At 57.1% G+C, this 23,321-nt stretch carries 29 protein-coding genes; 23 read left to right on the plus strand and 6 right to left on the minus strand.

Annotated features, from left to right (window positions below):
- The first annotated feature begins 51 nt into the window (after window positions 1-51).
- From B0B07_RS10655 to B0B07_RS10720, 14 genes are all read left to right on the plus strand, one after another.
- Complete coding sequence (locus B0B07_RS10655; RefSeq protein ID WP_076758848.1) at window positions 52-699, plus strand: adenylate kinase; 648 nt, start codon at window positions 52-54, stop codon at window positions 697-699.
- A 354-nt stretch (window positions 700-1,053) separates the two neighbouring features.
- Entirely contained in the window at window positions 1,054-1,272 is a 219-nt protein-coding gene (infA, locus tag B0B07_RS10660; RefSeq protein ID WP_040225815.1) for a translation initiation factor IF-1, read from the plus strand.
- A 37-nt stretch (window positions 1,273-1,309) separates the two neighbouring features.
- Window positions 1,310-1,423 carry a 50S ribosomal protein L36 gene (gene rpmJ, locus B0B07_RS10665; protein ID WP_076758849.1) on the plus strand — a complete coding sequence of 38 codons (114 nt, stop codon included), beginning with the start codon at window positions 1,310-1,312 and terminating at the stop codon, window positions 1,421-1,423.
- Window positions 1,424-1,448: 25 nt separating this feature from the next.
- Window positions 1,449-1,814 (plus strand): 30S ribosomal protein S13, encoded by a 366-nt coding sequence (gene rpsM, locus B0B07_RS10670; protein ID WP_076758851.1) that lies wholly within the window; start codon window positions 1,449-1,451, stop codon window positions 1,812-1,814.
- A gap of 24 nt (window positions 1,815-1,838) precedes the next feature.
- Entirely contained in the window at window positions 1,839-2,228 is a 390-nt protein-coding gene (rpsK, locus tag B0B07_RS10675; protein WP_076758853.1) for a 30S ribosomal protein S11, read from the plus strand.
- A gap of 133 nt (window positions 2,229-2,361) precedes the next feature.
- Window positions 2,362-3,303, plus strand: a complete 942-nt coding sequence (locus tag B0B07_RS10680) for a DNA-directed RNA polymerase subunit alpha (RefSeq protein WP_076758854.1) — start codon at window positions 2,362-2,364, stop codon at window positions 3,301-3,303.
- A 48-nt stretch (window positions 3,304-3,351) separates the two neighbouring features.
- Window positions 3,352-3,732, plus strand: coding sequence for a 50S ribosomal protein L17 (gene rplQ, locus B0B07_RS10685; RefSeq protein ID WP_076758856.1), 381 nt, complete (start codon window positions 3,352-3,354; stop codon window positions 3,730-3,732).
- 458 nt (window positions 3,733-4,190) lie between these two features.
- On the plus strand, window positions 4,191-5,033 hold the full coding sequence (locus B0B07_RS10690; RefSeq protein WP_076758857.1) for an energy-coupling factor ABC transporter ATP-binding protein: 843 nt from the start codon (window positions 4,191-4,193) through the stop codon (window positions 5,031-5,033).
- Window positions 5,009-5,881 carry an energy-coupling factor ABC transporter ATP-binding protein gene (locus B0B07_RS10695; RefSeq protein WP_076758859.1) on the plus strand — a complete coding sequence of 291 codons (873 nt, stop codon included), beginning with the start codon at window positions 5,009-5,011 and terminating at the stop codon, window positions 5,879-5,881. The genes B0B07_RS10690 and B0B07_RS10695 overlap by 25 nt, the downstream gene beginning before the upstream one ends.
- Window positions 5,878-6,675 (plus strand): energy-coupling factor transporter transmembrane component T family protein, encoded by a 798-nt coding sequence (locus B0B07_RS10700; RefSeq protein WP_076758860.1) that lies wholly within the window; start codon window positions 5,878-5,880, stop codon window positions 6,673-6,675. The genes B0B07_RS10695 and B0B07_RS10700 overlap by 4 nt, the downstream gene beginning before the upstream one ends.
- A gap of 147 nt (window positions 6,676-6,822) precedes the next feature.
- Window positions 6,823-7,569 (plus strand): tRNA pseudouridine(38-40) synthase TruA, encoded by a 747-nt coding sequence (truA, locus tag B0B07_RS10705; protein ID WP_076758861.1) that lies wholly within the window; start codon window positions 6,823-6,825, stop codon window positions 7,567-7,569.
- A gap of 169 nt (window positions 7,570-7,738) precedes the next feature.
- Window positions 7,739-8,176, plus strand: a complete 438-nt coding sequence (gene rplM, locus B0B07_RS10710; RefSeq protein WP_076758863.1) for a 50S ribosomal protein L13 — start codon at window positions 7,739-7,741, stop codon at window positions 8,174-8,176.
- 18 nt (window positions 8,177-8,194) lie between these two features.
- On the plus strand, window positions 8,195-8,587 hold the full coding sequence (gene rpsI / locus B0B07_RS10715; protein ID WP_076758864.1) for a 30S ribosomal protein S9: 393 nt from the start codon (window positions 8,195-8,197) through the stop codon (window positions 8,585-8,587).
- An 85-nt stretch (window positions 8,588-8,672) separates the two neighbouring features.
- Complete coding sequence (locus B0B07_RS10720) at window positions 8,673-9,293, plus strand: NAD(P)-dependent oxidoreductase (protein ID WP_076758865.1); 621 nt, start codon at window positions 8,673-8,675, stop codon at window positions 9,291-9,293.
- Window positions 9,294-9,515: 222 nt separating this feature from the next.
- Here the strand turns inward: B0B07_RS10720 and B0B07_RS10725 are convergent, their stop codons facing one another.
- Window positions 9,516-10,811 carry a cation:dicarboxylate symporter family transporter gene (locus tag B0B07_RS10725; RefSeq protein ID WP_076758867.1) on the minus strand — a complete coding sequence of 432 codons (1,296 nt, stop codon included), beginning with the start codon at window positions 10,809-10,811 and terminating at the stop codon, window positions 9,516-9,518.
- Between the two features lie 350 nt (window positions 10,812-11,161).
- Between B0B07_RS10725 and B0B07_RS10730 the strand changes: the two genes are divergently transcribed.
- From B0B07_RS10730 to B0B07_RS10740, 3 genes are all read left to right on the plus strand, one after another.
- Window positions 11,162-12,223: a suppressor of fused domain protein gene (locus tag B0B07_RS10730; protein ID WP_076758868.1), complete on the plus strand. Its 1,062-nt coding sequence runs from the start codon at window positions 11,162-11,164 to the stop codon at window positions 12,221-12,223.
- Between the two features lie 60 nt (window positions 12,224-12,283).
- Window positions 12,284-12,712, plus strand: a complete 429-nt coding sequence (locus tag B0B07_RS10735; protein WP_076758869.1) for an eL42 family ribosomal protein — start codon at window positions 12,284-12,286, stop codon at window positions 12,710-12,712.
- 70 nt (window positions 12,713-12,782) lie between these two features.
- The gene (locus B0B07_RS10740; RefSeq protein WP_076758870.1) at window positions 12,783-13,349 is read left to right on the plus strand and encodes a DUF4256 domain-containing protein; all 567 of its coding nucleotides are present in this window, start codon (window positions 12,783-12,785) and stop codon (window positions 13,347-13,349) included.
- 46 nt (window positions 13,350-13,395) lie between these two features.
- Here B0B07_RS10740 and B0B07_RS10745 read toward each other — a convergent pair whose 3' ends face one another.
- Window positions 13,396-14,028: a YczE/YyaS/YitT family protein gene (locus B0B07_RS10745; RefSeq protein ID WP_076758872.1), complete on the minus strand. Its 633-nt coding sequence runs from the start codon at window positions 14,026-14,028 to the stop codon at window positions 13,396-13,398.
- A 111-nt stretch (window positions 14,029-14,139) separates the two neighbouring features.
- Between B0B07_RS10745 and B0B07_RS10750 the strand changes: the two genes are divergently transcribed.
- On the plus strand, window positions 14,140-14,592 hold the full coding sequence (locus B0B07_RS10750) for a MarR family winged helix-turn-helix transcriptional regulator (RefSeq protein ID WP_076758873.1): 453 nt from the start codon (window positions 14,140-14,142) through the stop codon (window positions 14,590-14,592).
- Between the two features lie 26 nt (window positions 14,593-14,618).
- Window positions 14,619-15,137 carry a GNAT family N-acetyltransferase gene (locus B0B07_RS10755; protein WP_076759259.1) on the plus strand — a complete coding sequence of 173 codons (519 nt, stop codon included), beginning with the start codon at window positions 14,619-14,621 and terminating at the stop codon, window positions 15,135-15,137.
- A 234-nt stretch (window positions 15,138-15,371) separates the two neighbouring features.
- Here B0B07_RS10755 and B0B07_RS10760 read toward each other — a convergent pair whose 3' ends face one another.
- A complete protein-coding gene (locus B0B07_RS10760) occupies window positions 15,372-15,764 on the minus strand; it encodes an SET domain-containing protein (RefSeq protein ID WP_076758874.1) in 393 nt (130 codons plus the stop codon).
- Window positions 15,765-15,980: 216 nt separating this feature from the next.
- Here B0B07_RS10760 and B0B07_RS10765 point away from each other — a divergent pair, with 216 nt between their 5' ends.
- Entirely contained in the window at window positions 15,981-16,796 is an 816-nt protein-coding gene (locus B0B07_RS10765) for a squalene/phytoene synthase family protein (protein ID WP_076758876.1), read from the plus strand.
- Window positions 16,797-16,874: 78 nt separating this feature from the next.
- Here the strand turns inward: B0B07_RS10765 and B0B07_RS10770 are convergent, their stop codons facing one another.
- From B0B07_RS10770 to B0B07_RS15435, 3 genes are all read right to left on the minus strand, one after another.
- Window positions 16,875-17,900, minus strand: coding sequence for an LLM class flavin-dependent oxidoreductase (locus B0B07_RS10770; protein ID WP_076758877.1), 1,026 nt, complete (start codon window positions 17,898-17,900; stop codon window positions 16,875-16,877).
- A 150-nt stretch (window positions 17,901-18,050) separates the two neighbouring features.
- Entirely contained in the window at window positions 18,051-19,763 is a 1,713-nt protein-coding gene (gene ptsP / locus B0B07_RS10775) for a phosphoenolpyruvate--protein phosphotransferase (protein ID WP_076758879.1), read from the minus strand.
- A gap of 1 nt (window position 19,764) precedes the next feature.
- Entirely contained in the window at window positions 19,765-20,046 is a 282-nt protein-coding gene (locus B0B07_RS15435; protein WP_084186654.1) for an HPr family phosphocarrier protein, read from the minus strand.
- 356 nt (window positions 20,047-20,402) lie between these two features.
- Between B0B07_RS15435 and B0B07_RS10785 the strand changes: the two genes are divergently transcribed.
- From B0B07_RS10785 to nagE, 3 genes are read left to right on the plus strand one after another with little or no spacing between them, the layout of a single operon-like run.
- Entirely contained in the window at window positions 20,403-20,894 is a 492-nt protein-coding gene (locus B0B07_RS10785; protein WP_076759261.1) for a PTS sugar transporter subunit IIA, read from the plus strand.
- 35 nt (window positions 20,895-20,929) lie between these two features.
- Window positions 20,930-21,760: a PRD domain-containing protein gene (locus B0B07_RS10790; protein WP_076758882.1), complete on the plus strand. Its 831-nt coding sequence runs from the start codon at window positions 20,930-20,932 to the stop codon at window positions 21,758-21,760.
- Window positions 21,761-21,813: 53 nt separating this feature from the next.
- Entirely contained in the window at window positions 21,814-23,283 is a 1,470-nt protein-coding gene (nagE, locus tag B0B07_RS10795) for an N-acetylglucosamine-specific PTS transporter subunit IIBC (protein ID WP_076759262.1), read from the plus strand.
- Window positions 23,284-23,321: the final 38 nt, after the last annotated feature.

A 23,321-nucleotide genomic window follows, 5' to 3' on the forward strand; every position in this document is an offset into this window, starting at 1 on the left:
AAGATCCGGCGGCCGTTCCGGCCGTCACAACACTGTAGGAGGGCAAGACGTATGAACATCGTATTGATGGGCCTGCCGGGTGCCGGTAAAGGCACCCAGGCGGACAGAATTGTCGAGAAGTACGAAATCCCTCATATCTCTACAGGCGATATGTTCCGTTCCGCCATCAAGGAAGGGACGGAACTCGGCCTTCAGGCCAAGAAGTTCATGGATGAAGGGGCACTTGTCCCTGATGAAGTGACGATCGGCATCGTGCGCGAGCGCCTGTCGAAAGAGGACTGCGCAAACGGAGTCCTCCTCGACGGCTTCCCGCGCACCGTCGCCCAGGCGGAAGCGCTGGACGGCATCATGTCCGAACTTGGCCGGAAGATCGACCATGTCATCAACATCCGGGTGGAGCATGACGAACTCGTCAAACGGCTGACCGGCCGCCGCATCTGCAAAGTATGCGGAACTTCCTACCACCTTGTCTTCAACCCTCCGAAAGAAGAAGGGGTATGCGACAAGGACGGCGGGGAGCTCTACCAGCGAGCCGACGACAACCCGGAGACCGTCAACAACCGCCTGGAAGTGAATATGAAGCAGAGCGAACCACTGCTCGCCTACTACGGCGACAAGGGCGTTCTCGCCAACATCGACGGGCAGCAGGACATCGATGACGTATTCCTCGACATCGACCGGCTGCTGTCACGCAGCTGAGCCCTTGCCGGGGCGGCATGACGATCCTGCGATGCGGCGTGTGAAGTCCGGACGGACCGGCCGGGGGCAATTCTGCCCGGGACCGGGACACGGGCCATGCAATGCCCGCCGGAACAAGGTATAATGGGTACCGTGGATCCGACCGCCTGAGGGCGGGGAACCCGCACGGCCGGCCTTTCCGGCTGACCTCATCCCGCTTGGCGTGTTTGCAGGAAAGCGCCGGGCGGGTTCCCGGAAACGGGATCCGCTGGTAGTCTTTCGGACATCTCTCATGCAGACCGGTCATATGTTGAAAGGCAAGGCATAGCGGGATGAAGAGAGACCTTAATTTTTGACCTGAAGGGATGATGATGGATGGCGAAAGATGATGTAATCGAAGTGGAAGGCAAAGTCGTCGAGACCCTGCCGAACGCAACGTTCAACGTAGAACTCGAAAACGGCCACACGATCCTGGCTCACGTTTCCGGGAAGATCCGGATGCACTATATCCGTATCCTGCCTGGTGACCGGGTGACTGTAGAACTTTCACCGTACGATCTGACCCGTGGCCGTATCACATACCGATACAAATGATCTGAAGCACTCCGGACGATAAGGAGGTTGTAATCCGATGAAAGTAAGACCATCTGTAAAGCCGATCTGCGAAAAGTGCAAAGTCATCCGCCGTCGCGGACGGGTTATGGTAATCTGTGAAAACCCTAAACACAAACAACGTCAAGGATAATCCCCAAGGAGGTGCACGATAGAATATGGCACGTATTGCTGGTGTAGACGTACCGCGCGACAAGCGCGTAGTCATCGCGCTCACTTATATTTTCGGTATCGGGAAAACAACTTCCCAGAAGATCCTCGCTGATGCAGGCGTTTCCGAAGACACTCGCGTCCGCGACCTGACAGACGCCGAACTCGACAAGATCCGTGAAGAGATCGACGCACTGAAAGTCGAAGGCGACCTTCGCCGTGAAAACTCCCTGAACATCAAGCGTCTGATGGAAATCGGCAGCTACCGCGGAATCCGTCACCGCCGAGGCCTTCCTGTACGCGGTCAACATACGAAGAACAACGCACGTACACGCAAAGGCCCTCGTAAGACCGTCGCTAACAAGAAGAAATAATAAGCAAAGGAGGTTACTGAACAAATGGCACGTAAACAACAATCGCGCAAGCGCCGCGTGAAAAAGAATATCGAGTCCGGCATCGCACACATCCGCTCCACGTTCAACAACACGATCGTGACGATCACGGACACGCAAGGCAACGCAGTTTCCTGGTCGAGTGCAGGTGCGCTCGGATTCAAGGGTTCCCGTAAATCCACTCCGTTTGCAGCTCAGATGGCAGCAGAAACTGCAGCCCGCACATCGATGGAACATGGCATGAAAACACTCGAAGTCACAGTTAAAGGTCCTGGTGCCGGCCGTGAAGCTGCAATCCGTGCACTTCAGGCTGCAGGTCTTGAAGTAACCGCAATCCGCGACGTGACTCCTGTGCCGCACAACGGCTGCCGTCCTCCAAAACGCCGCCGCGTATAATGGCTGTCCGTCCATTTGATTGAGAAACGAGATTTACGGATAAACTGGTTTGTGATACTGCAATCGTTGTCTTGTAAGTTCGATTTCCAATAGGAACCGCCATGCATGGACGTTTTGAGGGAGGGTGAATTGAATGATCGAAATAGAAAAACCGAGGATTGAACCTGTAAAGACGGAAGAAAACAGCTACGGGAAGTTCATCATTGAACCGCTCGAGCGCGGATACGGAACTACGCTGGGGAACTCCCTGCGCCGAATCCTCCTGTCTTCGCTGCCGGGTGCCGCCGTCACGTCGATTCAGATTGACGGGGTCCTCCATGAGTTCTCCACTGTTGAAGGCGTCGTCGAAGATGTGGCGACCATCATCCTGAATGTGAAGAAACTCGCCCTGAAAATCTACTCGGATGACGAGAAAGTCATCGAGATCGATGTCAAAGGCGACGCAGCGGTTACAGCTGCCGACATCACGCACGACAGCGATGTTGAAATCCTCAACCCGGATCTCCATATTGCGACCGTCGGCAAAAACGGCCATCTCCGCATGCGCATGTATGCACAGCGCGGACGCGGCTACGTTCCGGCCGACCGGAACAAGCGTGAAGATCTGCCAATCGGCGTGATCCCGATCGACTCCATTTACACCCCAGTCTCACGCGTCAATTTCCAGGTGGAAAACACACGTGTCGGACAATCGTCCGATTACGATAAATTGACCCTCGACGTCTGGACCGATGGCAGCATCGGGCCGCAAGAGGCGATTTCGCTCGGCGCCAGGATCCTGACCGAGCACCTCAACATCTTCGTCGGGCTGACGGATGAAGCACAATCCGTCGAAATCATGGTAGAGAAGGAAGAAGACCAGAAGGAAAAGGTTCTCGAGATGACGATCGAGGAACTCGACCTGTCCGTCCGCTCCTACAACTGCCTGAAGCGTGCCGGCATCAACACGGTGCTCGAACTCGCGAACAAGTCCGAAGAAGAGATGATGAAAGTGCGCAACCTCGGACGCAAGTCTCTCGAAGAAGTCAAAGCGAAGCTTGAGGACCTCGGGCTCGGCCTGCGTACAGAAGATTGACCGCCACGGCTTCGGCCGATCGATATCCACAAGAAGGAGGGAAACTCGATGAGCTACAGAAAACTCGGACGTACAAGCTCCCAGCGCAAAGCGATGCTGCGTGACCTTGCGACTGACCTCATCATCAACGAACGTCTGCAGACGACTGAAACGCGCGCGAAAGAGCTCCGTTCCGTCGTTGAAAAAATGATCACTTTGGGGAAACGCGGTGACCTCCACGCACGCCGTCAGGCTGCAGAATTCATCCGCCGTGAAGTCGTGTCGAAGACAGACGAAGAAGGCAACGAAGAGACTGTCTACGCACTCCAGAAGCTGTTCGACGATGTTGCGCCTCGTTACGCTGACCGCCAGGGCGGCTACACGCGCATCATGAAAGTCGGCCCACGCCGCGGTGACGGCGCACCGGTCGTCATCATCGAACTCGTTTAATCTGATTGACCCGAAGACTAAGGGCGTGCAGTTTACTGAGCATGGATTGCACCCCTTTTTCTTCTATCCGATTTATACGGCAATGAAAAAGCTGAGCGTTACGATGGGCGGTGCCTTGCGCATCCGATCCCGTCTAGCTCTACGCACCCCAACCCGGTGCCGGCGGAATGAGCACCCGCCGGAAACGCCATACGACAAAAAGCGCAGTCACCGTTTGGGGTGCGCGCTTTTTTTTTTACCCGCGGGACAGAACAGAGGGGAAGCGGACAGCATGCCGCAACCGGCTGTCCGGACCCCGGGCGGTGCGGGGTGAGAAGCGCTGCGGGTGTCAATGGGACGTTTTCATCTCCGATGGGACGCCCATGGGCAGGACAGCCCGCCGCACCCCGGGATCCGCACGACAGACAGTGCGGTTTCCGTTAGAATAGACAGCAGAGCGGAGCAGAGGAGGAATTGCGATGGAACGGATCCTGTCCATGGAGGACATCCGTTTTACTTATACACCGGAAGAGACGGACAAGCCCTATGCGGTGGATGGCGTCTCTCTGGACATGCACCAGGGCGAATGGATCGCCGTCGTCGGCCATAACGGGTCGGGCAAGTCGACGCTCGCCCGGCTCATGATTGGGCTTTTGTTCCCGCAGGAAGGGACGGTCAGCCTGTTCGGCGACGCCCTCACCGAGGAGAACCTGTGGGACAAGAGGTCGCAGATGGGGATGGTGTTCCAGAACCCGGACAACCAATTTGTCGGGGCGACCGTGCAGGACGATGTGGCGTTTGCCCTGGAGAACAACGGAATCCCGTTCGAAGAGATGACCGTGCGGGTGCGCGAGGCGCTCGCCCAGGTGAAGATGGAGAGGTTCCTGGACCATGAGCCCCAGCACCTCTCGGGGGGGCAGAAGCAGCGTGTCGCCATTGCGGGAGCGCTTGCCCTCAGGCCCCGCCTCCTCATCCTGGATGAGGCCACATCGATGCTGGATCCGCAGGGGCGCGAGGAAGTGATCCGGGTGATCCTTGAACTGAGGGAGAAGACGGGCCTGTCCGTCATCTCGATCACGCATGATCTGGAGGAAGCGCTTCTGGCGGACCGGATCATCGTCATGAACCGGGGCAGGAAGTTCGCCGAAGGCACGCCCCCGGAAGTGTTCGCAAGAGGGGAAGAACTGACATCGCTCGGTCTGGACCTGCCGTTTGCGGCGCGGATGACCGGACTCCTGCGCGAACGGGGCCTTGAGCTCGAAGAGACCATGTCGGAACGGAAGTTGGTGGAAAGTCTATGGACATCACGCTCCAACGGGTAGGCTATACATATGCCGCGGGGACGCCGTTCCAGAAGCAGGCGCTCCATGACGTCGACGTCCGCATCCCGGACGGTTCCTACACGGCTGTCATCGGCCACACGGGCTCCGGCAAGTCGACCCTCCTGCAGCACCTGAACGCCCTCCTGAAGCCCACAGAGGGCACTGTGCGGGTCGGAGACACCGTGATTACCAAAGAGACGAAGGGCAAGCAGCTGCGGTCCGTACGCCGCAAGGTCGGCATCGTCTTCCAGTTCCCGGAGCACCAGCTCTTTGAAGAGACGGTCCTGAAAGATGTCATGTTCGGGCCGCTCAATTTCGGCATCCCCGAAGCGGAAGCGGCGGCGCGTGCCGAGGAACTGCTCGGCCTGCTCGGCCTTCCGGAAGGGACGGCGGAAAAGTCGCCGTTCGATCTGTCCGGCGGCCAGATGCGCCGCGTGGCGATTGCGGGGGTGCTCGCGATGGATCCGGATGTGCTCGTGCTCGATGAGCCGACCGCCGGTCTGGACCCTTCGGGGCGCCGGGAGATCATGGACCTGTTCCACCGGCTCCATGAAGAGCGGGACATGACCACAATCCTTGTCACCCACAGCATGGAGGATGCAGCGCGCTATGCAGATCATGTGATCGTCATGCATGACGGCACGGACGTGCTCGAGGGCCCGCCGGAAGATGTGTTCGGAGATGCCGGGCGGCTTGCCCGCTGGCGGCTCGAAGTCCCGCGCACCGTCGCCTTCCAGAGGGAGTTTGAACGCGGCGCAGGGCTTCCCGAAGGGCCTCCGTGCCTGACGGAGGAGCAGCTTGCCGACTACCTGGCCGGTGCCGTCAAGAAGGGGGGCGGCGCCCGATGATGGAGAAAATGGTTTTCGGGCGCTACATCCCCGGCGACTCGTTCGTCCACCGGCTGGATCCCCGGACAAAGCTCATCTTCGTGTTCATCTTCATCGCGGCGGTGTTCCTTGCGAACAGCACCGCTTCCTATGCACTGCTTCTGGGGTTCACGCTGTTTGCGATCATCGTCTCGAAAGTGCGGATCGGCTTCCTCATCGGCGGCCTGAAGCCGGTCATCTTCCTGATCGCCTTCACCTTCCTGCTTCACATCTTCTTCACGAAGCAGGGGGACCTGCTGTTTGAGTTCGGATTTATCAAAGTGTACGAGGAAGGGCTCCGGCAGGGGATCTATATATCCGTCCGGTTCCTCGTCCTCGTCCTCATGACGTCGCTCCTGACCTTGACGACGTCGCCGATCTCGATCACGGACGGCCTGGAAGTGCTGCTCGGGCCGCTGAAGAAGATCCGATTCCCGGTCCATGAGCTTGCCCTCATGATGTCGATCTCGCTCCGGTTCATCCCGACGCTCATGGACGAAACCGACAAGATCCTGAAGGCCCAGCTCGCCCGGGGTTCCGACATCTCGTCGGGAACGATGAAAGAACGGGTGAAAGCGGTCGTCCCTCTTCTCGTCCCGCTTTTCGTCAGCGCCTTCAAGCGTGCAGAGGACCTGGCCGTCGCCATGGAAGTCCGCGGCTACAGGGGCGGGGAAGGGCGGACGCGCTACCGGCAGCTCAAATGGGACTGGCGGGACACGACCGCCCTGCTCATCCTGCTGCTGCTGATCGCAGGGCTCTGGCTGCTGCGCAGGTGATATGCACCGAACGAACGGATTCATCTCGGTCCGTGCGGATATCAGCGGCATGCGGGATGACCCCCGTCCTGTGCTGACAAGACCGGGGGAGACGGGGAGCAGACCGGGACAGAACCGGCCGGAACAGCGATCAAGGAGGGACTGCCGATGCGGCGCATCAAGATGATCATTTCCTATGACGGGAGCGGATTCGAAGGCTACCAGATCCAGCCGAAGGGGCGGACGGTCCAGCAGGAACTCGAGGCGGCGCTCGCCGTCATTCACAAAGGCACTGCCGTCCGGGTGTCGGCATCCGGACGCACAGATGCCGGCGTGCATGCGAGCGGGCAGGTGATCCATTTCGACACGTCGCTCGGCATTCCGGACGGACGGTGGGCGATGGCACTCAACACCCGCCTGCCGGCCGATATCCGGGTCCTGCATGCGGAGGAGGTGTCCGGGAGCTTCCATGCGCGCTTCTCGGCCGAGGGGAAGACGTACCGGTATATTTGGGAACTCGCGGATGTGCCGAGCCCGTTCCGGCGCCACTTCGCCTCTCCGTCCAGAGGACAGGCCCCCGACATCGGAAAAATGGAAGCCGGGGCCGCGCATCTGATCGGCACGCACGACTTCACGAGCTTCTGCTCGGCGAAGACGGATGTCGAGGACAAGGTGCGCACGGTGGAAGCGATCCGCTTTGAGCAGCGGGGGGATGAGCTCCATATGATGATCACCGGGAGCGGCTTCCTATACAATATGGTCCGCATCATTGCCGGCACGCTCTGGGCGGTCGGCACGGGCCTGCTCGACCCGGACGCCGTGCCGGAAATCCTGGCGGCACGGGACCGTGCGAAAGCGGGGAAAACCGCGCCGCCGCAGGGATTGTATCTGGAAAAAGTGCGATACGGGGACTGAAACAACTTTTCCTGGCGTTTTCGGGAAAATGGTTGACTTCTCCATCAATCCACGGTATGATGATAAGCGGTATTTCGATAACCCCACTAAAGAATGCCCCGGTAAGGTTTCTTTGTGTTTGGGATATAGAAACGGAACAGATTGAACGAAAATCTAGGAGGATTACCACATGCGTACAACTTTCATGGCGAATGCCCAAAATGTTGACCGCAAATGGCTCGTGATCGACGCAGAAGGCAAGACGCTCGGCCGTCTCGCTTCCGAAGTCGCTTCGATCCTGCGCGGCAAGCACAAACCAACGTACACACCGAACGTGGACACTGGCGACCACGTCATCATCATCAACGCTGAAAAGATCGAACTCACAGGCAACAAGCTTCAGGACAAGATCTACTACCGTCACACGGGCCATCCGGGCGGCATCCGCAAGCGCACAGCCGGCGAAATGCGCGACAAGTACCCGACTCGCATGCTCGAGCTTGCCATCAAAGGCATGCTTCCAAAAGGCCCGCTCGGCCGTCAGATGTTCCGCAAACTGAACGTCTATGCAGGCGCTGAGCATCCGCACCAAGCACAACAACCGGAAGTTTACGAACTTCGCGGGTAATTTAGAGGAGGAACCAACTTGGCACAAGTTCAATACATCGGCACCGGCCGCCGCAAGACTTCCGTTGCCCGCGTACGCCTCGTACCCGGCGAAGGCAAAGTCGTCATCAATGGCCGTGACGCAGAAGATTACATCCCGTTCGAAACACTCCGTGAAGTCATCAAGCAACCGCTTGTTGCAACGGAAACACTCGGCAGCTACGACGTTCTCGTCAACGTCAACGGCGGCGGCTTCACCGGCCAGGCCGGCGCAATCCGCCACGGCGTAGCACGCGCCCTTCTTCAAGTAGACCCTGAATTCCGCCCTGCGCTCAAATCTGCAGGCCTCCTCACGCGTGACGCACGCATGAAGGAACGGAAGAAATACGGTCTCAAAGGCGCCCGTCGTGCACCTCAGTTCTCGAAGCGCTAATTTTCAACATCACAAGGCTCTCAACCAATTTGGTTGGGGGCTTTTTTGTTATCCTGTTTAGAGAAGCAAGAGGAGGCCCATTAACTTGAAAATCTTAATATTAGGCGCAACCGGGAGAGTTGGCAGTCACATCGTCAAATATGCTCTTCGTGACGGACACCTGGTGACTGTCCTTGCCCGCATGCCGGAGAAGGTCCAATTAAATCATGAACGCCTCACGGTCATTCAAGGCGATGCATTAAACTATGATGCAATTGCATATGCCATGCATGGAATGGAAGTTGTGATCAGTGCCCTAAATACAGACGGACGCGCGACACTCTCGGAAAGCACGCCCCTGATCATCAAAGCCATGGAAACGGAAGGGCTCAAACGGATCATTACAATCGGGACTGCGGGAATCCTGCAGAGCCGTATCGAACCGGATGTCTTGCGCTATCAGTCAAGCGAATCCAAGCGCAAAGTTACCCGTGCGGCCGAAGAACATGAGAAAGTCTACAAGTTGCTGAAGCAATCCAATCTGGACTGGACTATCGTCTGTCCGACATACTTGCCGGACGGAGAACGGCTGGGCAACTACCGGACGGAACCGGATTTCCTGCCTGAAGGCGGCAGCCAAATTTCAGTGCCGGATACCGCGGAATTCGCTTACAGTCAGATAGAAAGCGGTAAGTATATAAAAAAGCGTGTGGGAATCGCTTATTAACATTTTTATGGAGATACTTTATGAGGGGCAGCGGAGGGGTCATTGCAGGTCCTTTATTGTCCCGTTGCTTTCAGTGCGTGTCCCTTGCAGACAAACTGCCGTCTCTTTACCGGCGGCGGGGCAAGCATCAGGAAGCTATAGGTATGGAGCGATGGATTGCGCACAAAAAGACCACCGGATCAGCCATGATCCGGTGGTTTGTTTTGCATCTGCTGAATGAACTTAAGCGGGAGAATCCGCGGAATGATTCTTGTAGAGGTTCACGTATTCTTCCCGTTTGCCATCGTCGAAACGGCGTTCCCATTTTGCGATGACGACCGTGGCGAGTGAGTTACCGACGACGTTGACGACTGTGCGCGCCATGTCGAGCAGGCGGTCGATTCCCGCGATGAAGGCGAGGCCTTCCAGCGGGATGCCGACAGAACCGAGTGTGGCGAGCAGGACGACAAAGGAGACGCCCGGTACACCCGCAATGCCCTTGGACGTGACCATCAGTACGAGAACGAGCGTGATCTGTTCCATGATGCTCAGGTCAATATGATACATCTGGGCGATGAACAATGCCGCGATGGCCTGATACAGCGTGGAGCCGTCCAGGTTGAACGAGTAGCCGGTCGGTACCACGAAAGAGACAATGTCCTTCGGGCTCCCGAATTTTTCCATCTTCTCAATGATCTTCGGCAGGACCGTCTCCGAGCTGGATGTTGAATAGGCGAGCAGGAGCTCATCCTTCAACACCCGGAGAAGGTTGAAGATGTTGATGCCGACCAGTTTTGCGATGCCTCCCAGGATCACGAGGATGAAGAAGATCATGGCGGCATAGACGAGAATCATCAGCTTTCCGAGCGGGATGAGCGAAGACAGCCCGAACTTGGAGATCGTGACGGCGATGAGCGCGAAGACACCGAACGGGGCGAACTTCATGATCAGGTTCGTCACCCAGAACATGGCGTCGGCCGTTCCCTCAAAGAAGGCGAGGACCGGTTTCCCCTTATCACCGATTGCCGCCACACCCAGACCGAACAGGACCGAGAAGAAGATGATCTGCAGCATATTCGCACTCGCCATGGAGTCCACGATGTTCGTCGGGACGATGTTCACGATGGTTTGCAGGATTCCGTGATCTTCACTGCTTACTTCCTTCGTTGTCTCCATATATTGACCGATATCGGACTTCTGAAGGCTCGACATGTCCACGCCGGTGCCCGGATGGAACAGGTTGGCCGCCAGCAGACCGACAAGGATGGCGATCGTGGTGACCGCTTCAAAGTAAAGGAGCGTCTTTCCGCCGAGTTTCCCGAGCTGTTTCATGTCGCCGGTTCCGGCAACGCCGAGGATGAGTGACGAAACGATGATCGGGACGACGATCATCTTGATCATATTGAGGAACATGGTTCCGATCGGCTGCAAGTATTTCTCGACTCCCGGATTTCCGTAGAACACGGCACCCACAATGATTCCGAGGATTAAGCCCGCCAATATCTGATAGGCCAATGGAAATTTGAACTTCTTTTTCATAGGGTAGCCTTCTTTCTGAATGGGTATATGTGCGGGTTGCTGAATTGTAATGTGTTACATATAACCTGCGGTGGTTCTTATTAAACAGGAATAATCTGACTATATTGATATAACATTTTCTGTTGCGGGAATCATGATTAACCTCATGGAAGGGCTTTCATGAATAGCTTTATGTCGATATTTTAAAGTGATTTACATTAAAAGTAAAGTTGTTTTTTGTGGAAATTCTATCGCGAAATAGTATGAATGTTTTGCTCTTGCTGGTTGGTGGGAGGGTCAGGTTCTGCTGGACATGGACTGACGATAACCATAACCTATGAATGAGAGATTCTTGACCGGGAGGGAACTGGATGACAGAAGAAGGGCAGGCGCCGGGCTGGGAGGCCATCGACGGGGCGCTGGAAAGGCTATACGGGGCTCAGGAACCGAAGCATTACGGAACACTCATTCCATACGCGATGGGCGGATCTGATCCGCTTGACGGGATCAGTGCCTATCAGGCGGAAGAGCCGGTGCCGCACTGGCATTTCGTGACATATGGCTTTTCTGAACTGTATCAAAAAGAAAGCGGGGACCCGGAAGAAAGCGGGTATGGATTTGAACTGACATTCCGTCTCGTGCGCACACAAGAGGAGGAAGAGCCGCCGGCATGGGCGCTGAATCTTCTGCAGAACATGGGCAGATATGTATTCTCCAGCGGAAATGTTTTCCGTGCGGGCGATTACATGGATGCGAACGGACCGATCTGTCTCGATTCGGACACCAGGCTGACGGCACTGGCATTCGTCCGTGACCCGGAACTCCCCGGGATTGATACGCCGAACGGACGGGTGGAATTTCTGCAGATGACAGGGATCACACAAGACGAACTGGCGGCCATGCAGGCCTGGAATACATTTGGCGTCCTGGATGCCGGTGCCGCTCACATTCCGTCATATCTCACGGATCTGGAGCGTCATTCGCTCATGGAGGACAAAGCGGTCTCCGATGCCGTGCAGGACGGACTGGAGCGGGAGGGTTCGAGTACAGGCTTCCTGTTTGTCGATCAACTCGGTTGGACACCGGGGAAAAAGGGATGGCTCCGCAAAACCGCGCCGGTTCTGACAATCGGGGCAAAACAGGCAGATATCATCGGCAAGCTGCTTTTGGGGAGAATTCCGAAAGGAAGGGAATTGACGCTGGCGGGAGCAGGTCATTCCGTCGTGTTCAAGCGGGGCGAACAGGCCTTGCACATGGAGGACAGCCAGGAAGTCACCATTGTCCTGGATGACCGGTCTGCGCGCGAGATGGCACAGAATCTCGTCCCCCAAGCACGAAGGTTTGACGCTCCTTTCAAGGATGGGCTGACAGTGGAGATCGTAAAGACGGAAATCACCGATCAGGATGGAAGCGTGATCCGCACAATTGGATGATCCAGGGCCGGCGGGGCTGTACGGTTCGGTCGGGGGATCATTAAAAGAGGAGAAGGAAAATTGGTGGTCATATGGGCGTTTCTATTATTATTTGTCGTCATCCTTGCGGGGCTGGTGACGGGGAGGGTCCTGTACAAGCGGGCGCTGAGAAGGGAGAACTGGTCCCGGGATGCCGGGCTCGACCTCGTCTCGGATGACTGCCCGCATCAAGTCCGGATCCCTTACGGGCAGGCTTCTTCCCTGCGCTGGAAAAGACGGGAGCTCAGGGTGAACACCGGCATATTCGGCCGGCAGACCCACTTCCGGAAAACCTGGTACCGGATTCGCTGCGGGGATTGCGGCAAGAAACATCATTACTATCTGGTGGAGACGCCGGACACCCGCCGGTTCAACCGGATCGGGATCCGGTATGCACTCGGCACTTTGGCGGGCATCCTGCTGGTGTTCGGGGTTCTCGCACAGCTGCTGGATCTCCTGTTCAATTTATAAGAAAGCGGACCTCCAGAGATGATGAAACGAGTACAAATGCATAATTCAAAGAACGGGGAGGCGGGCATTCATGGAAACTGAAACCGAGGAACTGGCACCGGAGGAGCGCGATCAACTGCTGGAGATCCTTCGGAAGCGCTTCACAAGCAACATGGAGCGGCATGAGGGACTGGAATGGGAGAAGATCCGGCTGAAACTCGAAGCCCGTCCGGACAGGCTCTGGTCGCTCGGTGAGATGGAACGGACAGGCGGTGAGCCGGATGTTGTGGGCATCGATCCGGAGACGGGGGAATACCTGTTTTATGACTGTTCCCCGGAAAGTCCGAAGGGCCGAAGGAGCACCTGTTATGACCGGCAGGCACTCGAATCGAGGGCCAAGCACAAGCCGGAAGCAAGTGTGGAAGAAATGGCGGCCGGGATGGGGATCGAGTTGTTGACGGAAGACGAATACCGGCAGCTTCAGACGTTCGGACCTTTCGACAAAAAGACGTCCAGCTGGATCCGGACGCCTGACGATATTCGGGAACTCGGCGGTGCCCTGTTTTGTGACTGGCGCTACGGGCATGTCTTTGTCTACCATAACGGGGCCTCATCTTACTATGCCTCGCGCGGATTCCGGGGCAGGCTGAACGTCTGATCCTGATGGGGCATGGATGTGAGGAATATAGAGTAAGCCCTTTCCTTCAATGCGGGAAAGGGCTTTTTTCGATGCGGGAAGGTCCGTGCAGAAAAGGGGCGATCATCCGTTCCGCATAAGGCGTAAAGAAGTTCAGAAGCAGCCCGCCGAATGAGACAGTCAGGACCGTGCCGATGCCGATCGGTCCCTTGGCAGCCAGTGCCAGCACGAGAAACAGCGCGTAAATCAGGGTTCTGGCCACGAACAGGTTTGTATGGGTCAACTGCCGGATGATCAATGTCAGGCGGTCGACCGGGACCGGGGCAAAGTTGGTATGCAGGTAAATGGCGGTTCCAAACCCGATGATGAGCATCCCGGCAAAGAAGCAGAGAAACTGGAGCGGTCCGTCTGCTGGCAAAGCATATCCCCCAAGAAGGAACAGCCAAAGGTCGATTCCCGCACCGGTGATCATGGCAGTCACTAGGCCGAGGAGTTCAGGGCGTTTCCCGGAAAGCAGGGAATTGGTGCCGACCATGATGAGTGCAATGAGGATCTCCCAACTGCCGACCGTCAGCCCGACGTTCTTCGACAGGCCGACGAGCATGGCATCAAACGGGGAGGTTCCGAGGCCTGAACGGATGGTGAGCGAGACCCCGAGGGTCAGGAGAAGAATCCCGGTGACATAAAAGCAATACTTCAAAGCCGGTTCCTCCTTTGATGAGATATGTTGCAAGTACAACAATACTGCGGTAAATTAACTATAGGATCATTTCGTTGCATTTGCAACATGTTTTTGAAAGGAGGTGCCCCCATGAATGAAATTCTCAGGGAAATTGGAATGATTGCCCGGGCGCTGGATTCGATCAGCAACATCGAGTTCAAGGAAATCGACCTGACGAAGGGCCAGTATTTATATGTGGTCCGGATCTGTGAGAATCCGGGGATCATCCAAGAGAAGCTCGCCGAGATGATCAAAGTGGACCGGACGACCGCGGCGCGTGCGATAAAGAAGCTCGAGGCGAACGGGTTCATCGAAAAGCGGGATGATGAACAAAACAGGAAGATCAAGAAACTGTACCCGACGGAAAAGGGAAAGGACATCTATCCGTTCATCATCCGTGAAAATGAACACTCCCACCGCGTGGCGCTGGATGGATTTTCGGACGAGGAGATCCGGACTGCCCATGGACTTCTCTGCAGGATGAGGCGGAATATCGAAACGGATTGGGAAAACGTCAAAAAAGGCAATCAGAGAGAGTATTGAGACGGCTCAACGAGGAGATGAACAAAATGACAACTGAAATTGTAAAATGCGGTGCGGGGGATTTGGATACAATCCGGGAGGTTGGAATCGGGACCTACATCGAAACGTTCGATGCGCATAACCCACCCGAAATCATGCAGGCTTATCTGGAGTCCGCGTTTGCCCCGGAGAAACTCGCCGGCGAACTCGCCGAGCCCCTGTCGGAGTTTTACCTGATCCGAAAAGACGGGGAACCGGCGGGCTACCTGAAAGTGAACACCGGATCTGCCCAGACGGAAGACATGGGGGGAGATGCCCTGGAAGTCGAGCGCATCTACATCCGGTCGGCGTTCAAGCGGATGGGGCTCGGAAGGCATCTGATGGACCTGGCGATTGAACTCGCCGGCGAGCATGGCAAGTCCAAGATCTGGCTCGGCGTGTGGGAACATAATTCCGACGCCATCAAATTCTACGAAAAAGCAGGCTTTGTGCAGACCGGCGCCCATTCATTCTTTATGGGGACCGATGAACAGCGTGACCTGATCATGACGAAGCGGCTTACATAATGCTTTTGGGACACAGACAGGGCTGTCCAGAAAGTACTGAAAGTGCTGTGAGACAGCAAAAAGCAAGGACGTCGGAAGAATCCTGCGGGATAGCCGGTTGTCCGAGACCCCGCACGGCTTATGCCGGAGGAGGCTCGGCGACTGGCCCGCGGAAAGCGACCAAAGTCCTTGCTTTTTGCTTTTTCAGTTGTGAAACTGATTTTTTAGATTCCCTGATTGTTTGATGGATCCGGGTCAGTCTTCGTCTTCATCTTCCCGGTCGAACCAGAGCTTCTCCTGGTCCTCTTCATCCCCGTTGTAGTTGATCAGGATCTCTTCGCCGGCCTTGATGTCGGTATAGGCATAGAAATCGAATGTGTGCTTATCGAAGCTGATCTCGTACGTTGCATTCGGCTGATAGGAATGGTTGAACAGCATGCCGTAGCCGAGCAGCATGGCGGTATGGTTGATGCCGTATTCAAACGCATAATCAGCGAGCAAAGTCTGCTCGATATGGTGGTGCTGCTCGTTCGGATAGGCGATCACGGGGGCTTCGTGGATCAGTTCGCCTTTTTGGATATCCCTCGTGGCAAACACGCCCCGGTTAAATTCGCCGTCGCTCAAAGCGGAAGTTCGGATTTCGATCAAACCATTCACCTGCTCATTTCTGAAAGATTTTAGCCGTCAGTTTTTTTACAGTATACAGGAAACGTGCCTGAAAGGAAAAAGACTGTCTATTGATCGCGAGGCGGATAACAGTTCTTTATTTCAAGTAACCGGCCAAGAGCGATATAATGGAGAACATGGTGAAGACCTTTCGAGACCGGCCGTGCCGGACCCGATTTGACTGGAGGAGGGAAACACATGGAGAGCACTTTTCCGAAAGATGCCATGCGCGTGCTGAAAGAGACGAGCCGGACATTTTATATACCGATCACATTTTTGAAGAAGGAGCTAAAGCACTCCGTGGCTTCCGCGTATCTCGTATTTCGGGCGATCGACGAGATCGAGGACCACGAAGAGCTGGACAATGAAGCGAAATACGACCTCTTGATGAAGGTGGCCGGCCTGTTCGAAGGGCCATTCGATGAGGAACGTTATTTGGACATCCTCGGCCCGACGAAGGACCGGATGCCGGAAGTGACGTTGCGTCTCGGGGACTGGCTGGAGGCGTGTCCGGCGGATTCCCGGCAGATCTTGGCGGATGCCGCACGGGAGATGGCGGAAGGCATGGCCGCCTGGGCGCGCAAAAACTGGGAGGTCCATACGCGTGAGGACCTGGACGACTATACATATTACGTAGCCGGGCTCGTCGGCGTCATGCTGTCGGATCTGTTTGAGCTTTACGCCGGTGAACAGACGGACCGGGACCTCGCCATCGGATACGGCCGCGGGCTACAGGCCGTCAACATCCTCCGCAATGAGAAAGAGGACTTCGCCGAGCGCGGCGTCTCGTTCGTCCCGGACGGATGGACGCGCGATGACTTATTTGAGTACGCTGAGGAGAACCTGGCCAAGGCCGACGAATACATGAAGTCGCTGAAGAAGAAGAGCGTCCTGCTGTTCTGCCGGCTGCCGCTCGCCCTTGCGCATAAGACGCTGAATGCGCTGAAGGAAGGCCGCGAGAAAATGACGCGTGCCGAAGTGGAAGAGACGGTTGCGGAAATGGAGACCGATTGACGGATCGATACGAAGAAAAACGCCCTCTCTTTATAGGAGAGGGCGTTTTGCGTGATCCTCATCTTAGATCAAAGCGGCTCAGATGCCGGCCGCTGCTTCCTTCAGCAGTTCGAGCGACCGTTTCTGCTTTGCGGAATCGAAAATTGGCGAGACCGCCATCACTTCGTCAATTGGTGCGTGTTCAGTAAGAGCGTCGAGCCGTTTCTGCACGGTATCTGCGGAGCCGATGAGCCACGATCGGCGGATCATCTCGATCTCATCCCGTTCTTTTTCGGTCTGCACGTCGGTGAGCGCTTCTTCAGGGGGCGGGAGCTTCACCTGGCGGCCGCGGTGTGTCCAGAACTGGCCGTGCAGGGCACTCCTGGCGATCCAATCTGCTTCATCGTCGGTCCCGGCGACGAACGCCCGCATCGCGACGATGGTCCGGGGCTTGCCGGCGTGGCCGGCCGCCCGCCAACCGTCCGTGTACAGCCCGAGCGTCTCCGCCATCTCTTCTTCATCCGAATTGATGAAGTGGGCGAATGCATAGGAGAGTCCGTGTTCGGCAGCAAGCTGTGCCGATGACGGTCCGGTGCCGAGGATCCAGACGTCCGGTGCTTCCCGGACGGTTGGGCTCACCTGCAGATGGCCGCTGAACGGGTGTTCCGGAGGCAGCCCGTCCGCAAGATAGCCGAGCAGTTCCCCGGCCATCTCCGGGAAGCGGTCGGTCTTCCGGGGGCCCCAGTCCTCGAGCGAACGGCCGCCTGCGAGCAGGATCGTCGGTAGATGAGTGCCGCCCGGCGCCTTGCCGATGCCGAGGTCGACCCGGCCCGGCGCCAGGGCGCTCATCACACGGAAGCTTTCCGCCACTTTGAACGGGGCGTAGTGGGTCAGCATGACACCGCCCGTGCCGATTCGGATCCGCTCCGTTCTCGCAAGCAGATAGGCCGCAAGAATTTCCGGGGCGGACCCGGCGAGCGCCGCGGATCCGTGATGCTCGGACAGCCAATAGCGTTCGAGTCCGACTTGGTCCGCATGCCGTGCGATTTCCACCGTCCGGGCAAAGCCGTCCTCCGGCGTCATTCCCTCCATCAGCTGGGTCTGGTCCAGCACACTCACTTTCATCGGGGTTCCAGCTCCTTCCGTTTGATTTACATTATCCGGACGTTTGGACTGAGTTCAAGCGATGTGCTCGTGCAGATCCGGGACACGGCTTGCCGGAGACCGGAATCAAAAACGCGCGCCATCCCGTCAGGGAAGCGGCGCGCGGTGCGTTTATCGGATGTTTTCCAGGTATTCCAGCACTTCCTCACCCGAAGCGAGAGAGAGAATTTCGTCGATACGGTTTTCCATGTCCGCCTTGGATGTTTCTGCGGCTTTGGCACGGGCTTTCAGGATGGAGGAGGCGCTCATCGAGAACTCGTCGAGCCCCATGCCGAGGAGAAGCGGGATGGCCCGTTCGTCGCCGGCCATTTCTCCGCACATGCCGGCCATCTTGCCTTGGCGGTGTGCCGCGTCGATGACGTTCCGGATGAGCCTCAGGACTGCCGGGCTGAACGGCTGATAAAGATAGCTCAGCCGCTCATTCATCCGGTCGGCGGCCATCGTGTACTGGATCAGGTCATTCGTGCCGATCGAGAAGAAGTCGACTTCTTTTGCAAAGGCGTCCGCCATGAGGGCGGCAGCCGGGATTTCGACCATCATGCCGACTTCAAAATCGTCGCCCACCGGCGTGCCTGCGGCCGTGAGCTTCTGTTTCTCGTCGAGGAGGACCGCCTTCGCCCGGCGGAATTCGTCGACGGTGGCGATCATCGGGAACATGATCTTCAGCTTTCCGTGGACGCTCGCACGGAGCAGGGCCCGCAGCTGAATGCGGAACATGTCCTCCTCCTCCAGGCAGAGCCGGATGGCCCGGATGCCGAGGAACGGATTTTCCTCTTCGGGCAGCTGCATGTAAGACAGTTTCTTGTCGCCGCCGATGTCCAGCGTCCTGACAATCGTCGGACGGCCGTCCATCTGTTCCAGGACGCTCCGGTAGGCTTCATACTGTTCGTCCTCCGTAGGGAAGGAGTCTCGGCCCATGTACAGGAACTCGGTCCGGAACAGGCCGACGCCCTCGCCGCCGTTCTCGAGCACCTTGGCAGCGTCCGCGGGGGAACCGATGTTGCCGGCGATCTCGATCCGGTGTCCGTCGGCCGAGACGCTCGGCTCCCCGGCAAGCCGGGAAAGCTCGCCGCGCTGCAGGTCGAATGCCTGCTGTTTTTCCGTGTAGCCGGCAAGCGTCTGCTCATCCGGCCGCACGATCACCTCGCCTGTCGTGCCGTCGACGATGACGATGTCCCCGTCGGCGATTTCCGCCATCGCGGAACGTATGCCGACGACCGCCGGGATTTCAAGCGTCCGGGCGAGGATGGCCGAGTGGGACGTGCGGCCGCCGATGTCCGTGACGAACCCTTTCACCCAGGCGGGGTTGAGCTGGACCGTGTCGGACGGTGTAAGGTCTTCGGCCACGACGATCACTTCTTCCCGGATGAGTGCGGGATTCGGGACCGTCACGCCGAGCAGATGCGACAGGATGCGCTTCGTCACATCGCGGATGTCCGCCGCGCGCTCCTTCATATAGTCGTTGTCCATTGACTCAAACAGGGTGATGAAGCCGGAGGCGGTCTCGTCGAGCGCATACTCGGCGTTCACCCCGTCGCCCTTGATCTTCTCCTTCACCGGCCCGATGAGCTCGGGATCATCAAGCACGAGCAGATGGGCGCTGAAGATCGCCGCTTCTTCCTCGCCGATCTCCCCGGCCGTCCGTTTGCGGATCTCTTCCAGGTCACGGCGAGAGGCGTCCAGCGCCGCGTCCAGCCGGGCTTGTTCCGCTTCGATGTCCGTGATGTTCCGTATTTTTGCTTCCAGCACAGGGTGCTCAAGCCGGAATGCCTTTGCGATTGCAATGCCGTCAGAGGCGGCGATGCCGTTGATTGTGGACTTCATATTATTCAGCCAGCCTTTCTGAATTCATCATTTCATCGACTTTGGCCATCGCTTCGTTTTCGTTGCTGACTTCTACCCGCAAGGTTACGGATGCACCGTGCGACACGAGCGACATGAAGCCGAGGATGGATTTCATGTTGTGGGTCTTTCCATTATATACGAGGGAGATGTTTGATTGGAATAATGCGGGTGGTGTACGCATGGATCTGTACTTGCACACTGACCCCGTCCTTAGACTATACCGTGTATCTTCCCGACTTCGCCACCTCAAACTGAACCGCATGATGACCGAGTGTTAAGCAAAAACGGTCCAGTGTTAAGCAAAGAACGCTGAGTGTTAAGCAAACCTGCCCGAGTGTTAAGCAACCGAAAAGCGGCCGGAAATTTGCCGGAGGGCACCGTTTGGAACCCTCCGGTATTTTCTTTATTTGTATTCTGAATAATGAAACTTATGTTGCCAGCCGGCTCAGCCCGTGTTATGATAAACCCAGAAAATGATAGCGGTCTCATGTGACTGATCCGATCAGGCATGGGAGCATTTGCGGTAGGGCCGGACCCTTCCGCCATGCTCTCATGCCTTTTGTTTTCCCCCTCCAAAAGAGGGAATTTAATTCAAAATGATTAACAGGAGTGATGATCATGGCGTTCAATCTGTTCAAGAAGAAGAATAACGGGCCGTTGCAAGTCGTGGCGCCCGTCACGGGAGAAGTTGTTTTGCTGGAGGACGTGCCGGATCCGGTATTCAGCCAGAAGATGATGGGGGACGGAGTTGCCGTCATGCCGTCAGGCGGAGCAGTCGTGTCCCCGGTGGACGGGACCGTCGAAATGGTCGCCGATACGGGCCATGCGGTCGGCGTAAAGTCCGGTGACGGCACGGAGTTTCTGATTCACATCGGGCTTGAGACGGTGTCGCTCAAAGGACAAGGGTTCAGCGTCAAGGTGAGCCAGGGGGACAAAGTGTCGGCAGGGCAGCCGCTCATCGAAGCGGATTGGGCCTATCTGAAAGAACACGCGGCCAGCATCGTGACGCCGATCGTGGTGACGAACGGCGAGGGCAGGACGATCAGCCGGGAAGCGGACGGTCCGTGCGCTGCCGGTGAGACGGTGATTCTCTCGGTGTCCGCCGACTGACGCTGCCGCCCGGCCGGAAAGTGGGGAGGACGTCCATGAAGATCAAAAAAATCCTCAATAACAATGCCGTCATCGTCGAGGACGAAGGGCTGGAGAAAGTCGTCGTCGGGGCGGGCATCGCCTTCAACCGGAAACGGAACGATCCGGTGGCGCTCGATAAAATAGAAAAAATCTTCATCATGTCGGAGAACGGCCGGCTCGTCAGCCTGCTCGGCCGGATCCCCGAAGAGCATTTCACGCTTTCGGAGAGGATCATCTCCCGGGCCGAGGAAGTATTCGGCTCAAAACTGAACGAACACATCCACCTGGTGCTGACCGATCACCTGTCGTTCGCCATCGAGCGCACGATCGACGGCATCCGCGTCCACAACAAGCTCATGGATGAAATCCGTCTTCTGTATCCGGAGGAATTCCGGATCGGCCTCTGGGCTATCGGGCTCGTCCGTGATGAACTCGGAGTGGAAATGCCGGAGGACGAGGCGGCGTTTATCGCGCTTCATTTGCATACGATGAAACCACAGGGCGGTGACCTGGGCGATACGATCCGTCAGGCCACCATCTTGAGGGACATGCTGAAATCCCTTCGCAGATGCATCGGGCGGGAGGTGGCGGCGGGCGATATCGCCTACCAGCGGCTCGTCACCCATCTGCGCCACGCGGTCAATCATTTTGAACGGTACGAATTCCATGCGCTCGATGATGAGATGTGCGCTTTGATCAGAACAAAATACAAGGACTCTTACAACTGTGCGCTGGAAATGTCGGAGACGGCCAGGAGCCTTCACGGAATCCGGATTCCCGAGCAGGAACTGGCCTACATCACACTGCACATCGAGCGCATCCGGAATCCGGGCAATCACGGGTAACCATGGGAAACCATTTTTAATTAACCTGCCAACCAACGAAAGGGGATGAAATGATGAAAAAGTATTTCCAGAGGCTCGGGGGCTCACTTATGCTTCCGGTCGCGGTCCTGCCGGCTGCAGCCATTCTGATGGGGATCGGTTACTGGATCGACCATGACGGCTGGGGGTCCGGCAACGTTTTCGCGGCCTTCCTCATCACGGCCGGCGATGCGATCCTCAAGAACATTCCGATCCTGTTTGCCGTCGGTGCCGCAATCGGACTGTCGAGGGAAAAAGACGGAGCGGCTGCGCTGAGCGGTCTCGTCGCCTTCCTCGTGGTGACGAACATGCTGTCGACCAACTCGGTTGCGTTTCTGACACAGGCAGATCCGGAAAACGTGGACATGGCGTTCGCCCAGATCAACAATGCATTTATCGGTATTCTTTCGGGCATCATCGCGTCTGTCATGTATAACCGGTTCAGCCAGGTGAAACTGCCGGACTTCCTCGCGTTCTTCAGCGGAAAGCGGCTGGTGCCGATCATGTCCGCCGCAGCGATGCTCGTCGCGTCGGCCGTGCTGTTCTTCGTCTGGCCGATCGTCTACGGATGGCTCGTCTCCTTCGGACAGACGATCCTCAACCTCGGAGCGGCGGGTGCCGGCATCTACGGCTTCTTCAACCGGCTGCTCATCCCGACGGGCCTTCACCACGCACTCAACGCCGTGTTCTGGTTCGACACCGTCGGCATCAACGACATCGGCAAGTTCTGGGCAAGCGAAGGCACGAAGGGGATCACCGGACGCTATCAGGCCGGGTTCTTCCCGATCATGATGTTCGGCCTCCCGGCTGCTGCGCTCGCCATGTACCATACGGCTAAGACGAAGCGGCGCAAGCAGGCGGCTTCCCTCATGCTGGCTGCGGGCTTCGCCTCCTTCTTCACAGGCGTGACCGAGCCGCTGGAATTCTCGTTCATGTTCCTCGCTCCGGTGCTGTACGTCGTACACGCCGCGCTGACCGGACTCTCCTTGTTCATTGCGGCCTCGTTCCAGTGGACCGCCGGCTTCGGATTCAGTGCCGGATTGATTGACTATATCCTGAGTCTGCGAATACCGATCGCGAACATGCCGGTCATGCTGCTGCTGCAGGGACTTGTGTTCGCCGTCATCTATTACTTCCTGTTCCGCTTCCTCATCGTCAAGTTCGACCTGAAGACACCGGGCCGCGAAGACGAAGAAGCGCTGGAAGCGGAAGAAGGCGCTCCGGCTGCCGGTTCTGCACCGGCTTCGAAGGATGACAAGTTCAAGGCGATGGCGGCCACGATCTATGAAGGCCTCGGCGGCGGCGACAACGTCATCTCCGTGGATAACTGTGCGACCCGTCTCCGCGTCGAAGTCACCGACATGGACAAAGTCGACCAGAAGAAGATCAAGTCCACCGGCGTCCCGGGCATCAATGTCATCGGAAAGCACAACATCCAGGTCATCGTCGGAACGAGCGTCCAGTTCGTCGCCGACGAAGTGAAAAAACTTCAGCAAGGGAAATAAACCCGGCTGGTAACCCATACTGAATGAACCGGGACTGT

Source organism: Edaphobacillus lindanitolerans (assembly GCF_900156305.1).
GTDB lineage: Bacteria > Bacillota > Bacilli > Bacillales_A > Planococcaceae > Bhargavaea > Bhargavaea lindanitolerans.

Coding starts and splice junctions, on each gene's coding strand:
- B0B07_RS10655 (WP_076758848.1), top strand. CDS start 52: ATGAACATCGTATTGATGGGCCTGCCGGGTGCCGGTAAAGGCACCCAG.
- infA (WP_040225815.1), top strand. CDS start 1,054: ATGGCGAAAGATGATGTAATCGAAGTGGAAGGCAAAGTCGTCGAGACC.
- rpmJ (WP_076758849.1), top strand. CDS start 1,310: ATGAAAGTAAGACCATCTGTAAAGCCGATCTGCGAAAAGTGCAAAGTC.
- rpsM (WP_076758851.1), top strand. CDS start 1,449: ATGGCACGTATTGCTGGTGTAGACGTACCGCGCGACAAGCGCGTAGTC.
- rpsK (WP_076758853.1), top strand. CDS start 1,839: ATGGCACGTAAACAACAATCGCGCAAGCGCCGCGTGAAAAAGAATATC.
- B0B07_RS10680 (WP_076758854.1), top strand. CDS start 2,362: ATGATCGAAATAGAAAAACCGAGGATTGAACCTGTAAAGACGGAAGAA.
- rplQ (WP_076758856.1), top strand. CDS start 3,352: ATGAGCTACAGAAAACTCGGACGTACAAGCTCCCAGCGCAAAGCGATG.
- B0B07_RS10690 (WP_076758857.1), top strand. CDS start 4,191: ATGGAACGGATCCTGTCCATGGAGGACATCCGTTTTACTTATACACCG.
- B0B07_RS10695 (WP_076758859.1), top strand. CDS start 5,009: ATGGACATCACGCTCCAACGGGTAGGCTATACATATGCCGCGGGGACG.
- B0B07_RS10700 (WP_076758860.1), top strand. CDS start 5,878: ATGATGGAGAAAATGGTTTTCGGGCGCTACATCCCCGGCGACTCGTTC.
- truA (WP_076758861.1), top strand. CDS start 6,823: ATGCGGCGCATCAAGATGATCATTTCCTATGACGGGAGCGGATTCGAA.
- rplM (WP_076758863.1), top strand. CDS start 7,739: ATGCGTACAACTTTCATGGCGAATGCCCAAAATGTTGACCGCAAATGG.
- B0B07_RS10725 (WP_076758867.1), bottom strand. CDS start 10,811: ATGAAAAAGAAGTTCAAATTTCCATTGGCCTATCAGATATTGGCGGGC.
- B0B07_RS10730 (WP_076758868.1), top strand. CDS start 11,162: ATGACAGAAGAAGGGCAGGCGCCGGGCTGGGAGGCCATCGACGGGGCG.
- B0B07_RS10740 (WP_076758870.1), top strand. CDS start 12,783: ATGGAAACTGAAACCGAGGAACTGGCACCGGAGGAGCGCGATCAACTG.
- B0B07_RS10750 (WP_076758873.1), top strand. CDS start 14,140: ATGAATGAAATTCTCAGGGAAATTGGAATGATTGCCCGGGCGCTGGAT.
- B0B07_RS10755 (WP_076759259.1), top strand. CDS start 14,619: ATGACAACTGAAATTGTAAAATGCGGTGCGGGGGATTTGGATACAATC.
- B0B07_RS10765 (WP_076758876.1), top strand. CDS start 15,981: ATGGAGAGCACTTTTCCGAAAGATGCCATGCGCGTGCTGAAAGAGACG.
- B0B07_RS10770 (WP_076758877.1), bottom strand. CDS start 17,900: ATGAAAGTGAGTGTGCTGGACCAGACCCAGCTGATGGAGGGAATGACG.
- ptsP (WP_076758879.1), bottom strand. CDS start 19,763: ATGAAGTCCACAATCAACGGCATCGCCGCCTCTGACGGCATTGCAATC.
- B0B07_RS15435 (WP_084186654.1), bottom strand. CDS start 20,046: ATGCGGTTCAGTTTGAGGTGGCGAAGTCGGGAAGATACACGGTATAGT.
- B0B07_RS10785 (WP_076759261.1), top strand. CDS start 20,403: ATGGCGTTCAATCTGTTCAAGAAGAAGAATAACGGGCCGTTGCAAGTC.
- B0B07_RS10790 (WP_076758882.1), top strand. CDS start 20,930: ATGAAGATCAAAAAAATCCTCAATAACAATGCCGTCATCGTCGAGGAC.
- nagE (WP_076759262.1), top strand. CDS start 21,814: ATGAAAAAGTATTTCCAGAGGCTCGGGGGCTCACTTATGCTTCCGGTC.